The organism is Methylobacterium sp. WL120 (assembly GCF_008039465.1).
Taxonomy (GTDB): domain Bacteria; phylum Pseudomonadota; class Alphaproteobacteria; order Rhizobiales; family Beijerinckiaceae; genus Methylobacterium; species Methylobacterium cerastii.
This window is the reverse complement of the sequence record NZ_VRUT01000138.1, coordinates 1-12,694: the sequence shown is the minus strand read 5'-3', so window position 1 is coordinate 12,694 and position 12,694 is coordinate 1. Positions and strand designations below refer to the sequence as shown.

At 71.8% G+C, this 12,694-nt stretch carries 16 protein-coding genes and 1 tRNA gene; 8 read left to right on the top strand and 9 right to left on the bottom strand.

What is annotated here, in order from left to right; all coding sequences use genetic code 11:
* The coding region (locus FV229_RS27565; protein ID WP_210246616.1) for a hypothetical protein at positions 1 to 218 on the bottom strand (218 nt) is incomplete at its 3' end.
* A gap of 441 nt (positions 219 to 659) precedes the next feature.
* Between FV229_RS27565 and FV229_RS20865 the strand changes: the two genes are divergently transcribed.
* The 3 genes from FV229_RS20865 (at position 660) to FV229_RS20855 (ending at position 3,541) form a co-directional block, all read left to right on the top strand.
* Positions 660 to 1,118 (top strand): NUDIX hydrolase, encoded by a 459-nt coding sequence (locus FV229_RS20865; protein WP_147753794.1) that lies wholly within the window; start codon positions 660 to 662, stop codon positions 1,116 to 1,118.
* Positions 1,119 to 1,236: 118 nt separating this feature from the next.
* A tRNA-Thr gene (locus FV229_RS20860) sits at positions 1,237 to 1,311 on the top strand.
* Positions 1,312 to 1,558: 247 nt separating this feature from the next.
* Positions 1,559 to 3,541, top strand: a complete 1,983-nt coding sequence (locus FV229_RS20855) for an alpha/beta hydrolase domain-containing protein (protein WP_147753797.1) — start codon at positions 1,559 to 1,561, stop codon at positions 3,539 to 3,541.
* Positions 3,542 to 3,775: 234 nt separating this feature from the next.
* On the opposite strand, the gene FV229_RS28475 is transcribed toward FV229_RS20855, so the two are convergent.
* From FV229_RS28475 to FV229_RS20825, 7 genes are all read right to left on the bottom strand, one after another.
* Positions 3,776 to 3,904, bottom strand: a complete 129-nt coding sequence (locus tag FV229_RS28475) for a hypothetical protein (protein ID WP_281406033.1) — start codon at positions 3,902 to 3,904, stop codon at positions 3,776 to 3,778.
* Between the two features lie 96 nt (positions 3,905 to 4,000).
* A complete protein-coding gene (locus FV229_RS20850; protein ID WP_147753793.1) occupies positions 4,001 to 4,276 on the bottom strand; it encodes an adenylosuccinate synthase in 276 nt (91 codons plus the stop codon).
* A 20-nt stretch (positions 4,277 to 4,296) separates the two neighbouring features.
* Complete coding sequence (locus tag FV229_RS20845; RefSeq protein ID WP_147753796.1) at positions 4,297 to 4,500, bottom strand: Trm112 family protein; 204 nt, start codon at positions 4,498 to 4,500, stop codon at positions 4,297 to 4,299.
* 97 nt (positions 4,501 to 4,597) lie between these two features.
* Positions 4,598 to 5,266 (bottom strand): LON peptidase substrate-binding domain-containing protein, encoded by a 669-nt coding sequence (locus FV229_RS20840; RefSeq protein ID WP_147753792.1) that lies wholly within the window; start codon positions 5,264 to 5,266, stop codon positions 4,598 to 4,600.
* Between the two features lie 37 nt (positions 5,267 to 5,303).
* Complete coding sequence (locus tag FV229_RS20835) at positions 5,304 to 6,218, bottom strand: co-chaperone YbbN (protein WP_147753791.1); 915 nt, start codon at positions 6,216 to 6,218, stop codon at positions 5,304 to 5,306.
* A gap of 229 nt (positions 6,219 to 6,447) precedes the next feature.
* Positions 6,448 to 6,930: a hypothetical protein gene (locus FV229_RS20830; RefSeq protein ID WP_147753790.1), complete on the bottom strand. Its 483-nt coding sequence runs from the start codon at positions 6,928 to 6,930 to the stop codon at positions 6,448 to 6,450.
* A gap of 95 nt (positions 6,931 to 7,025) precedes the next feature.
* Positions 7,026 to 8,003, bottom strand: a complete 978-nt coding sequence (locus FV229_RS20825) for a glutathione S-transferase family protein (protein WP_147753789.1) — start codon at positions 8,001 to 8,003, stop codon at positions 7,026 to 7,028.
* Positions 8,004 to 8,195: 192 nt separating this feature from the next.
* On the opposite strand from FV229_RS20825, the gene FV229_RS20820 reads away from it, so the two are divergent.
* Positions 8,196 to 8,423, top strand: a complete 228-nt coding sequence (locus FV229_RS20820) for a hypothetical protein (RefSeq protein ID WP_147753788.1) — start codon at positions 8,196 to 8,198, stop codon at positions 8,421 to 8,423.
* Positions 8,424 to 8,515: 92 nt separating this feature from the next.
* On the opposite strand, the gene FV229_RS20815 is transcribed toward FV229_RS20820, so the two are convergent.
* Positions 8,516 to 9,442: a hypothetical protein gene (locus tag FV229_RS20815; protein WP_147753787.1), complete on the bottom strand. Its 927-nt coding sequence runs from the start codon at positions 9,440 to 9,442 to the stop codon at positions 8,516 to 8,518.
* 73 nt (positions 9,443 to 9,515) lie between these two features.
* Here FV229_RS20815 and FV229_RS20810 point away from each other — a divergent pair, with 73 nt between their 5' ends.
* The 4 genes from FV229_RS20810 to FV229_RS20795 all read left to right on the top strand — a co-directional run bounded on the left by FV229_RS20810 (position 9,516) and on the right by FV229_RS20795 (position 12,477).
* Entirely contained in the window at positions 9,516 to 10,646 is a 1,131-nt protein-coding gene (locus tag FV229_RS20810) for a spore photoproduct lyase family protein (RefSeq protein WP_246688271.1), read from the top strand.
* A gap of 45 nt (positions 10,647 to 10,691) precedes the next feature.
* Complete coding sequence (locus FV229_RS20805; protein ID WP_147753786.1) at positions 10,692 to 11,246, top strand: 2'-5' RNA ligase family protein; 555 nt, start codon at positions 10,692 to 10,694, stop codon at positions 11,244 to 11,246.
* Positions 11,247 to 11,260: 14 nt separating this feature from the next.
* Positions 11,261 to 12,019, top strand: a complete 759-nt coding sequence (locus tag FV229_RS20800; protein WP_147753785.1) for a phosphatase PAP2 family protein — start codon at positions 11,261 to 11,263, stop codon at positions 12,017 to 12,019.
* Between the two features lie 119 nt (positions 12,020 to 12,138).
* Positions 12,139 to 12,477 carry a PilZ domain-containing protein gene (locus FV229_RS20795; protein WP_210246615.1) on the top strand — a complete coding sequence of 113 codons (339 nt, stop codon included), beginning with the start codon at positions 12,139 to 12,141 and terminating at the stop codon, positions 12,475 to 12,477.
* Positions 12,478 to 12,694 lie beyond the last annotated feature (217 nt).

Sequence of the window (12,694 nt, the reverse complement as noted above, 5' to 3'; positions counted from 1 at the left end):
CTCGCGGCACCGCGCCCGGCCGCGCCGCCCACCGCGAACCCGGCGCCCGCCTTCCCCGCGAGCGTCTCGACGACCGAGCCGAAGCCGGCGGCCGTGATACCGCCGAACGGCGCGACGTCGGCCACCACCCTGCCGGCCGGCGCCCCCTCGGCACGGACCGGACCTGCGACCGGCTCATCCGCGAACCTCGCCGAGCCCGGACCGATGCCGGTGGGCACCGCAAGCCCCGTCGTCCTGCCGCAGCCCCTTCCTCCGGGCAGCCCGAACGAGGATGCAGAAGCCAAGGCCCGCCGGTTCGGCTGACCGGACTGGGCGCAGGTCCGAACCCTGCCTCGCGTCGGGCTTTCATCGGACAGCCATCTCGATCAAGCGTCCTGCAACACCAGATTGTCCGACAGGACGGGACCGAGCCGTGACTTGGCGCGTTTGACCCGGGTCAGGTCCGTGTCATGGGCGGGAAATGGCCTGGATGTCGCAGGGCATCCGCTTCCCTGGACGACCCGGATCGATTATTTGCCGGGTAACTATCCGATCCGAGAGGCTTCGCCGCTGTTCCATCCCCGTTCCGGTCCTGGAAACCGCATCGTCCTGGCCGCGACCGGGCCGCACGTGTTTGCGCGCCATGCACGCTTCGGCGCGGCCGCCCGGGGGCGGCGGGCATGACGACGATGCCGCTCGACGACGAGCGCGAGGCGCGCCCGCAGGTCGGGGCGCTACCGTTCCGGCGCGAGCCCGACGGGAGCTACAGCGTCCTCCTCGTCACCTCCCGCGAGAGCCGGCGCTGGGTGATCCCGAAGGGGTGGCCGATGAAGGGGCGCAAGCCGTTCGAGGCGGCGGCACGCGAGGCCTACGAGGAGGCCGGCGTGCTCGGGCAGATCGGCAAGCGGCCGCTCGGCTTCTACCTCTACCAGAAGCGCCTGAAGAACCGCGATGCGGTGCTGTGCCAGGTGAAGGTGTTCCCCCTCGAGGTACGCAAGCACCGCAAGAGCTGGCCGGAGCAGCACGAGCGCGAGCAGCGCTGGTTCACGCCGGCCGAAGCCGCCGAGGCGGTCACCGAACCAGGCCTCGCGGCGATCATCCGCGCGGCGCTGAAGAAGGACGGCCGCGTCAAATCGTGAGCCGTCCGGTCGATTGCGCCGCCAGGACCGCCAGACGCGATTGCCAAGCCGCCGCCGATCCCTTAAAGCCCCTCTCGGTTGGACGGAGACGCCCCCTCGCGGGCCCCGAAAAGCCGTCGCTGCGGTAGCTCAGTGGTAGAGCACCTCATTGGTAATGAGGAGGTCGTGGGTTCGATCCCCCCTCGCAGCACCATCCATCATACCTCGCAAAATCAACGCTCGGCCTCTCCGCAGGCGCCCGATACGGGCGCCTTTTTTGCGTCGGCAGCATCGATGTCCGACAGCCCGTGCCGTCGCTCGCCGCCGGACCGGCGACCGGCTCTCTCGGCTGACAGGTCGGCGAGGTCGGCACCTCTCGGACGACGCACCCCCTCGACGCTTGCCCCAACGTGTGGTTGCTGACCGCACCGGCCTTCTTCGAGCCGGACCAGGGAGTGACCATGCGAACCAACGGCGCCATCCTCGCCGCGCTCGGCTGCGCGCTGTGCGCCGCGCCCGCGGAGGCCCGCATCGTCGGGATCGACGTCACGGCGGTCGAGCCCTTCGCCGACGGAGCCGCGTTCGGTGCGGCCGGCGCCTACGAGCGCGTCGTCGGCACGGCCCGCGGCGAGCTCGATCCGGCCGACCCGGCCAACGCCGGCATCGTCGACATCGCGCTGGCGCCGCGAAACGCCCGCGGCCTGGTCGAATACAGGACCGACCTGTTCATGCTGCGCCCGAAGGACCCCACCCGCGGGAGCGGCACGCTGCTGTTCGAGGTGCTGAACCGCGGCCGCAAGTTCCTGTTCAACTGGGTGCTCGACGCGCCGGCGCAGGCGGCCCAAGCCGTCAACGATCCGCGCTCCGCCGCGGATGCCGGAACCGGCCTCGTCCTGCGCCGCGGCGACACGGTGGTCTGGTCGGGCTGGGAGGCGGACGCCCTGCGCCAACAGGGCGGCATGGCGATCGACGTTCCGGTGGCGACGCGCGACGGCAAGCCGATCGTCGAGACGGTGCGCGACGAGCTCGTCAGCGCCACGCGCGGGCCGCCCGAGGCGCCGTTCTACCTCACCTTCAAGGCTGCGAGCCAGGACAAGGCCGCGAGCCCCGACAAGGCCGGCGCGCAGCTCACCGTCCGCCGCCGCGAGGGCGACCCGCCGCGGCCGGTCCCGGCCGACGCCTGGCACTACGCGACGCCGCGGCAACTCGAGTTGCTGCCCAAGGGCACCAAACCGCTGCCGGGGTCGCTCTACGAGCTCACCTACCAGGCCACCGAGCCGAAGGTGCTCGGCGTCGGCTTCGCCGCGACGCGGGACGTGGTGGCCTATCTGCGCGGCGCCGCGGCCGACGGGGCGAACCCGGCCGGCGGCTCCATCCGCCACGCCGTCGCCCTCGGCATCTCGCAGAGCGGGCGCTACCTGCGCGACTTCGTCTTCCAGGGCTTCAACCGCGACGAGGCCGGCCGCCGGGTCTTCGACGGCATGCTCTCGCACATCGCGGGCGTCGGCGGAATCTTCCTCAACGCCCGGTTCGGGCAGCCCTCCCGCACCAACACGCAGCACGAGGACCACCTCTATCCCGAGAACGCCTTTCCGTTCTCCACCGCGCGGCAGCACGACCCGATCACCGGCCGGACCGGCGCGCTCCTGCGCGACGACGGCTTCGACCCGCTCCTGATCGAGGTGAACACCGGCACCGAGTATTGGCAGAAGGGCGCCTCGATGCTCACGACGGACCCGCTCGGCCGGTCCGACATGCCGCTGCCCGAGACGTCGCGCGCCTTCCTGGTCTCCAGCGGCTTTCATTACGGGCGCGCCGGCTTGACCTCGACCAAGGGGGCGTGCGCGAACCCGCGCAGCACCCTGAACCCGGCGCCGGCCCTGCGGGCGCTCCTCGTCGCGCTCGAGGAATGGGTGACCGCGGGCAAGGCTCCGCCGGAGAGCCGCGTCCCCCGCCTGTCGGACGGCACGCTGGTGGAGGCCGCCGACGCCGGCTTCCCGTTCCTGGTGGGCATTCCCGTGCCGACGACGCCCAACGCGATCGCGCGGTTTTCCACCTATGTCGACCCGCGCCCCGAGACCGGGCCGCAGTACCGGCCGCTGGTGCCGCGTGTCGACGCGGACGGCAACGAGGCGGCGGGCATCCGCCTGCCCGCGGTCGCGGCCCCGCGCGCGACCTTCACCGGCTGGAACCTCTACGCCGACCCGTTCCCGGCCGGCGCCCTGTGCGATCGCGAGGGAAGCCAGATCGGCTTCGCGCGCACGCGAGCCGAACGCGAGGCGGCCGGCGACCCGCGCCCGTCCCTGGAGGAGCGCTACGCGAGCGCGGACGCCTACGTCGCGGCGGTCACGAAATCCGTCGACGCCCTCGTCGCGGACCGCCTGCTGCTGCGCGAGGACGGCGACCGCCTGATCGCGTCGGCACGCCAGGACGCGGTGCCCTAGCGCATTTTCATGCGAGGTGGATGCCGGCTCGCATGAGGAAAGTGCGACCACACAGCAAGTTATACCAGACCTCGATGAGCCCGACTCATCGAGGTCTGGCCCCCGCGACTGCGGGGCGGCGGCAATCCGCCGGACCTCATGGGTTCCTACCCATGAGACTTGGTATTAGAGCATGTTCCGTGATCCAGAGATCACGAAACATGCTCTCGCGCGATCGATCGCGCGAAACGCGATTCAGCGCGGGGCGGCGGCCGGCTCGGAGATCGACGGCTTGGCCGGCGCGCCCCTCAGGGCGATGAAGGCGCTGCCGAACACGGCCAGCACGATGGCGGCGGCGAAGGTGAGGAAAAGCCAGCGGGGCATGCCGTCCCCTAGCACGGGGGCGAGCGGACGGGCACCGCGGCACGTTCGTCGGCGTGCCTCGCGTCGGCGCGGCTTGCGTCGGCCGAGAGTGCGGCGTCAGGCCGGGTCGATCGCGAATTCCATGCCGCGGCCCGGACCCTGGTCGGCATAGCCGACGAGGACGTAGCCGCGCTCGGCGAGCGCGGCGTCGAGGTGGTCGCGGTGTTTGCGGTAGAGCTGCCCGATCGCCAAAGGCGTCAGGCGCGGGTTGCCCTGGCGCAGCTGGTCGACGCCGACCTGGACCGGCGCGCCGTCCCGGTCGGCGATGCGCACGAGGGCCGACGCGAGGTCGGCGGCCTTGGTCTCGGAGGCCGATTTCGCCTTGAAGGCCATGCCTGGCTCCTCGTGCCGGATCAGTCCGTGAGCTGGCGCGCCTCTTCCGGCAGCATGATCGGGATGCCGTCGCGGATCGGGTAGGCGAGCTTGGCCGAGCGGCTGATCAGTTCCTGGCGGCCGGCGTCGTAGTCGAGGGTGCCCTTGGTCAGCGGGCAGACCAGCAGCTCGAGCAGCTTCGGGTCGACGCGGGTCGCCTCGACGGCGGTGCCCTGGGTGGTCATGTCCTGCGTCATGCTCTCGATCTCTGTTCGAAGCCTTGCCGGTTGGTAGCGGAGGCGCAGGCGTTCGTCATCGCCGAACCCGCCTTGGGAACGCCCGCTACTGCATCGTCGGCTCGGGCCCGGTGCTGCGCACCATCTCCATCTCGGTGACCGCGACCAGGATTTCGGCGCGGGTCTTCAGGTCGGGCGCCTCGAGCATCGCCTGCTTCTCGCGGACGCCGAACGGGCTCATCATGCAGAGCGCGTTGACCAGCGCCTCGTTCGGCGCCTCCTCGATGCCCGCCCAGTCGACCTTGAGGTCGTTGGAATCGACGAAGTCCCGCAGGGCCCGCAGGACGCCGTCGCGGTCCACGGCGTCTTCCCCGGCGCGCGCGGTGAAGTCGATGGCGAAGTCGTCGTAGCTGACCTGGCAGCGCCGGTAGGCGCCGGTGGTGGCGAACTCGCTCATCACCCGGAAGCGGCCGATGCCGGTCAGCGACAGCAGGTAGCGGCCGTCGCCGGTCTCGGCGAACTGGGTGATGCGGCCGGCGCAGCCGACCCGGTACAGCTTCGGGCTCATCGGCGAGGCGCCGCCCTCGGCGTCCGGCTGGATCATGCCGATGACCCGGTCGGTCCGCAGCGCGTCGTCCACCATGGCGAGGTAGCGCGGCTCGAAGATGTTGAGCGGCATCTGCCCGCGCGGCAGCAGCAGGGCGCCGGGCAGGGGGAAGACCGGGATGACGGGGGGGCAATCGCCCGGACCCTTGTAGCCCGCATGCGTGCTCATGACGCCTCCAGCGATACGAAACCTTCGGAGTCCGACCTCACGCGAACAGCAGCGTCGAGAGCTTGCGCCGCCCGCGGATCGCGGCCGGGTCCATCGGGCCCCAGGCCTCGAAGAACTGGAGCAGCTGCTTGCGCGCGCCGTCCTCGTTCCAGGTGCGGTCCCGGCGGATGATCTCGATCAGGTGATCGACCGCCTTCTCGCGCTCGTTCCCGGCGTTGAGCCCCAGCGCCAGGTCGAACCGGGCCTGATGCGCGTCGGCGTTGGCCGCGACCTCGGTCTCGAGGCCGGCGAGGTCGCCGAGCGCGGCGGCCTGCTCGGCCAGCTCGATCGCGGCGCGGATGCCGGCGAGCCCCGGGTCGGCGGCCTTGGCCTCCGGCACCATCGCGAGCACCTGCTTGGCGTTCTCCAACTCGCCCGCGTCGAGCTGGATCTTGGCGAGGCCGGCCAGCGCCGCGACGTTGTCGGGCTGCTGCCCGAGCACGGCGGCATAGAGCTCGGAGGCGCCGGCGAGGTCGCCCTCCTCCAGCGCCTGCGCGGCTTCCGCCATCACCTGGTCGATCTCGCTCGGCCCGGCGAGACGATCGAAGAACGTCTTGATCTGGGCCTCGGGCAGGGCGCCCTCGAACATGTCGACCGGGCGGCCCTGGTCGATGGCGACCACGGCGGGCACGCCCTGCAGGCCGAGCTGCTGGCCGATCTGGCCCCAGACCGCCGGATGCTCGTCGACGTTCATCTTGACGAGGACGACCTTGCCGGCGGCCGCGCGGACGAACTTTTCGAGCACCGTCAGCAGCGTCTTGCTCGACGGGGCGCGGGGCGACCAGAACAGGACCAGCACGGGACGGTTCGCCGACTCGGCGATCACGTCCTGCCGGAATCCGGTCGTGGTGGTCTCTCGGATCAGGTCGGACGCACCGGGATGCGCGTCCGTCGCGAGCGTGTCGTTCAGCATGCGGTATCGGGCCTTGGAACCAAGTGTCGCCTGACGCGGTACATGGGACTCAGGCGCCCGGCTGACCAGTGCGAAACGCGCTCTGTCCGCAAGGGAATCCGTGCGCCAGGTCGCCGCCGGTGCGATCTTGCCGCCATCCTCGTCTGGCCGGCGTCGCGGCGTGAGACATGCCCCCCCCGGGAGCGATCTCCCGGAGGCGGAGTGGCCGACGTCTTCGAGAAAGCGCGGCTTACTGCGCGGGGGCGCCCGAGGCGGCCTTCGCCTGCGTCACGAAGGTGCCGGCGAAGGTGCGCCCGTCCGGCGCCGAAGCCTCGCAGGCAATGGTCGTCTTGCCCGGGGCCGGCGTCGAGAAGGTGCAGGCGCCGACCGCCGGCGTCGGGTTGCGCACGATCCCCTTGTCGCTCGACGTGCCGGCGGTGACGAGGTTGATCGGCTGGAGCGGGTCGGTCTCCTCCGTGCGCTCCTGCTGCGCGCCGGTGCCGCTGAAGCTCAGGGTGCGACCGTCGGTGGTGGTGAAGTCGAAGGTCGTGCGGCGGCGCTCGGCGGCGTTCCCGAGCGTCGGCTTGCAGGCGGCGGTGGCGTCCTTGCCCTCGATCACCAGCTTCTCGCAGGTGCCCTCGAGCTGCACCGCCGCCTGCGACCAGGCGGGGCCGGCGAGCGCCAGGGGCGCGGCGAGGAGGGCGAGGCGGCGGAGCGTCTGTGCGATCGTCATGGCGGCGATCTAACGCGCCGCGCGCATCCGTCGAGTCCGGTTTGCAAGTTCGCGCTGCAAGTTCGCGCTGCAAGTTCGCGCCACAAGTTCGCGCTTCACGCGCCGAAGCGCAGGGCCCTGTCGTTGGGCGCGGCGAAGTCCAGGTCCGGCCCCGCCGGCACGATGCCCGTCGGGTTGATGGTCGGGTGGCTCTCGTAATAGTGCCGCTTGATGTGGACGAGGTTCACCGTCCCGGCGACGCCCGGCAGGGCGTAGAGGTCGCGCAGGTAGTTCGACAGGTTCGGGTAGTCGGCGATGCGCCGCCGGTTGCACTTGAAGTGCCCGACATAGACCGCATCGAACCGCACCAGCGTCGTGAACAGCCGGATGTCGGCCTCGGTCAGCTGCGCGCCGCAGAGATAGCGCTGGCCGTCGAGGCGGGCTTCGAGGGCGTCGAGCTCGGAAAACAGCGCGGCGAAGGCCTCCTCGTAGACGGATTGTTCGGTGGCGAAGCCCGCCTTGTAGACGCCGTTGTTGACCCGGTCGTAGACCCGGGCGTTCACGGCATCGATCGACTCACGCAGGTCGTCCGGGCAGAGGTCCGGCCCGGTGCCGCCGAAGGCCGAATCGAACATGCGGATGATCTCGGCCGACTCGTTCGAGACGATCGTCCGCTTCTTGCGGTCCCACAGCACCGGCACGGTGACGCGGCCGGTATAGTGCGGGTCGGCGGCGCGGTAGACCTCGTAGAGCCGCGTCGCGTGGTGGATCGGATCGGGGGTGGCGCCGGGGCTGTCGCCGAACACCCAACCCTCCGAGCCCATGTGCGGATCGACGACGGAGACGGAGATCGCGTCCTCCAGGCCCTTCAGCGCCCGCACGATGAGGGCGCGGTGCGCCCACGGGCAGGCGAGCGAGACGTAGAGGTGGTAGCGCCCCGCCTCGGCCGCGAACCCGCCCTCCCCCGACGGGCCCGGGGCACCGTCGGCGGTGACCCAGCTGCGGAACGCCGAGGCCTTGCGCTCGAAGCGGCCACCGGTCGACTTGGTGTCGTACCATTGGTCCTGCCAGGCGCCGTCGACGAGCAATCCCATGCGATGCGTTTCCGGTGCTGCGCGCGTCCGCCCGCCCCTCGGGCCGGCCTTGCGCGGAAGGGAAGAAGGGTCGGTGCAAAACCTAGCCCGTTTCCTGCTTGGTTGTCTTGCTTGGCTAGCTTGCTCGGCGGTTGCGGCCGGGCCGTGGGACGCCCGGCGCGACCGCGCCGAGATGGCCTGAATGGAGGATCGATGTCGCTCGCCCTCGCGATTCCCGCCGCCGAGGCGGCCGTGTTCACCGCCGGATGCGCCGCGATCCACGGGTTGCGGCGGCAGGCCGACGGGGTGACGCTGGGCCTGGCTGGAATCCTCGCGATCCTCGTCCTGCTGTTCGGCATCGCCGCGACGCCGGACGGGTACCGCGCCTTCCAAATCGACGACGCCCTGACGGAGACTAGCCTGGTCCAGCCGACGCCCTGAGCCGAGCCGCGTCGGCAACGCGACCCTGCTCAAATCCTTGGTCCGTCGCAAGTTTTTGACGAAAAACCGCCGGCCACTTTTGCAAAACTCGCTTAGACCGTCGCGACCCTGCGCCCGGCGGCCACGTCGAAGTCGTCGCTCGGCAGGCGGGCGAGGAAGCGCTCGGCCAGCTCGAACAGCAGGATGTCGGGGCGCACCCGCTCGACGTAGGCCCAATCGAGGTTCGCCGACCACACGAAGTGCACCTCGGCGAAGCTCTCGGCGAGCAGCCCCGTGAGCAGCATGGGCGCGAAATGCGCGTAGGAATCGCCGAACAGCACCACGCGCCGCGGGTCCGCGGCCGGGTTGTCGTTGCGGTAGACCACGTGCGCCCCCGTGTGCAGGTCGCGCTCGCGGCCCTCCGCCTCGTAGGCCGTGAGCAGCGCGCCGGCCTCGATGCGCACCGCGTCCCGCTGGATCTGCGGGCGCACCAGCCGCTCGACCGGCCGGCCCGGCAGCTTGGCGCCGAGGTCCATCACCCGATCCATGACGAGGGCGGGACGCGCACCGATGTCGGCCGGCGGGATCGCGGCGAGGGCACGCATCAGTTCGCGGTAGGCGAGCAGGCACCCGTCCGCCGACCAATGCGTGTCGGTCTTCAGGTAGAGGGGCGCCGGCCCGTCGCGGGCGGCGCGGAAGGGGCCGAGCAGGTCGAGGTAGGCGGCCTGTCCCGCGAGCTTGCGGGCGAGCCGCCGGGTCGAGGCGCGCGACGGGTCGTAGGGCAGGTCGATCGTCATGTGGTCGTAGACCGAGAGCTTCTCGGGCACGATGAACTGGACGCAGCGGATGCCGAGGCGGGCGGCGCGGGCGGCGCGCGCCGTCATCAGCCGGGTCCAGCCGCGCAGGGTCCACCATTGGCGCAAGGTGCCGCGGTAGCGCTCCATGACGTCGTTGCTGCCGCCGATCAGGAACAGCCAGCCGTCGCGCCCCTCGTGGACGGTTTCCCGGACGGGGGGGACGGGAGAACGCTGCGAGGCCATGGCGGTGCTTTAGCCGCAGGCCGCGCCCGGCGGAAGTCAGGAGCCGGCGCAGGGGCCGCGGCGTTCGCAAACCATGGAGACCGCCCAGACCCTCGCGCCGCCACCGGCCCTCGCGCCGCCGTCGTCGGCTCCCTCGCCCGCCCGGCCGGCGCGCCTGTGGCGACCGCGGCGCGTGCTGGTGACGCCGGCTGCCCTGGAGCACGCGCACGGACGGGCGATGCTCGCCCGCGCGGAGGCGCAAGGACTCCCGGTCGAGCGCCTGGCCGCCAACCGCCTCACCGGCCTGCGCCACGCCGACCCGCGCCGGGCCTACGTCGAGGCGAAGGCGACGCTCGCCCTCGTCGTGGCGCCGCCGACCAAGCTCCGGCTGCAGCCGATCCCGCCCTCGGCCGACTGGCGCTTCGACCTGGCCGAGGGCTGCCCGGCCCATTGCCAGTACTGCTACCTCGCCGGCTCGCTCTCCGGGCCGCCGGTGACGCGCGCCTACGCCAACCTCGACGCGATCCTCGGGAATCTCGAAGCTTACCTCGGCCAGGGCGCGGTCACCTCCGCCCAGGCCGAGCGGGCGCAGGAGGGCACCACCTTCGAGGCCTCGTGCTACACCGATCCGCTGGGCATCGAGCACCTCACCGGGTCGCTCTCGGCGGCGATCCGGCATTTCGGCGCCTGGGAGGCGCCGGTGCAATTGCGCTTTACCACCAAGTTCGCCGCCGTCGAGCCGCTGCTCGACCTTCCGCACCGCCGCCGCACCCGCATCCGGTTCTCGGTCAACGCCCGCGCCGCCACGCGCTACGAGGGCGGCACCGCGAGCCTCGACGCCCGGCTCGGGGCGATGCGGGCGGTGGCGCTGGCGGGCTATCCCGTCGGCCTCACCATCGCGCCGATCCTGCCGGTGCCGGACTGGAAGGCAGGCTACGCCGCGCTGATCCGCGAGGCGGCCGAGGCTTTGGCGGGCGTTCCCGACCTCGACCTCACCGCCGAGCTGATCACCCACCGCTTCACGCCGGGCTCGAAGCAGGTGCTGCAGGGCTGGTATCCGGGCTCCGACCTGCCGCTCGACGAGGCCGGGCGCACCAGGAAGCTCACCAAGTTCGGCTCGGTGAAGTACGTCTTCCCCAAGGACGTGATGGCCGCGATGCGCGCCACCCTGTTCGAAGCGCTCGCCCGCGACCTGCCCGCCGCGCGAATCCTCTACTGGACCTGACCGCCCCCCCGCGCCATCCTCGTTCAGCCGCGACCGAGAGCCCGCATGCCCGAAACGCCGATACGAAACACCGGGGAGCCGGACGCCGACCCGGCACCGCTGATCCTGACGCTCGCCTTCGATGCGGAGACGTTCGCGCGGTTCGACGGCCTGCGCCGGCGCCACTTCCCGAAGGCGCTGAACCACATTCCGGCCCATGCCACACTGTTCCACAACCTGCCGGGCGCGGCCGAGCCCGGGGTGCGCGAGACGATCGCGATGCTCGCCCGCACCGTGCCGTCGCCGGTGGTCGCGGTGACGGGCCTGCGCTTCACAGGCCGCGGGGTCGCCTACGTGCTCGAATCCGAGGCGCTGTCGGCGTTTCGCGCACGCCTGGCCAAGACCTTCGAGGCGCACCTCACGGCGCAGGACAAGCAGGGCTGGCGCCCGCACGTCACCGTGCAGAACAAGGTCGATCCCGAGACCGCCCGCGCGCTCCACGCCGCCCTCGCCGACGACTTCGCGCCGTTCCACTTCACCGCGCCGGCGACGCGGCTCTGGCGCTATCTCGGCGGCCCGTGGGCCGAGCGGGCGCAGTTCGCGTTCGGTGAGAACGCGTGAGCGGGATGTCGCCGATGCGTGCGCCCACCCTCGTCCGCCGCATCCCCTTCCTCTCCCACGCCACCTCCGTCTGGCTCCGGCTGCGCCTCAACGAGGTCGGGCCGCTGCTGGCGCTGATCTGCGTCAGCGGGCTCGGCTACGCGTTCTTCGCGCTCGCCCACGAGGTCGGCGAGGGCTCCACCGAGGCGCTCGACCGCCGGATCCTGCTGGCCCTGCGCAACCCCGCCGACCTCTCCGATCCGATCGGGCCGCCCTGGCTCGAAGAGACGATGCGCGACATCACCGGGCTCGGCAGCGTCTTCACCATCGTCCTCCTCACCGTGGCGGTGGCGGCCTACCTCGCCCTGTCGGGCAAGCGCCGGGTCGGCCTGTTCGTGGTCGGCGCGGTCGGCGGCGGCGAATTGGTCTCGACGGTGCTGAAGCTGTTCTATCACCGCCCGCGGCCGGACCTGGTGCCGCACGGCATGGACGTGTTCACCGCGAGCTTCCCGAGCGGGCACGCCATGATGTCGGCGATCGCCTACCTGACCCTGGCGACGCTGATCGCGCGGATCGACCGCCACCGCCGGGTCAAGGCGCTGGTGCTGGCGCTGGGCGTCGCCATGACCCTGCTGGTCGGGATCAGCCGGATCTACCTCGGCGTCCACTGGCCGAGCGACGTGCTGGCCGGCTGGTGCATCGGCGCCGCCTGGGCGGCTCTCTGCTGGTTCGTGGCGCTCCAGCTTCAGCGCAGCGGCGGCGTCGAGGCCCCCGACCCGCCCCCGCCCGAGTGACGCGCCGGCTGCGGCCAGGCGTTAAGCTTAACGAATGGTTACGCCTGACTCTAGGAAGCCTTTCATGCTTGGCTGCATTATCGAAGTAGCAACCTGAGATGGGAAACACGCCTGTGACCTTGACGACGCCCCCGATCGAGCGCCGCCAATGTGATCGCCGCCGCGCCTGCTACGGCGGCACCCTGCGCATCGCGGCCTTCCTCCCGGAAGTCGAGTGCCGCCTGCGGGACCATTCGCTCACCGGCGTCCGCATCGTGATCGCGGAGGACGTGGTTCTGCCGCGCGTCGTCGACCTCACGGTGGCCTGCCGCAATCAGACCCGCCGCGCCGAGATCGTGTGGCGCAGCGGCACCCAGGCCGGCCTCGCCTTCCTCGAAGGACCGCCGCGCGAGGTCGCGACGGCGGTCGAAGCGCGCGCCGCCTGGAACGCGGCCGCCCCGCCCGACCGGCTGCACTGAGCCGAAGCGCGGAACTCTGCCAACCGGCGCCGGGTTTCCCCGCCTCTCAACCGACCGAGACGGGGTGGCATGGCGGACGATTTCGGGCTCTCGCGACGGACCCTGCTGCGGGCCGGCGGCGGCGGGGGGGGGGGCGCCGGCGGCCCGGCGCCGGGGGGGGGGGGGGGGGGCGGGCCCCCCCCCCCCCCCCCCCCGGGGGGGGGGGGGGGGGGGCGGG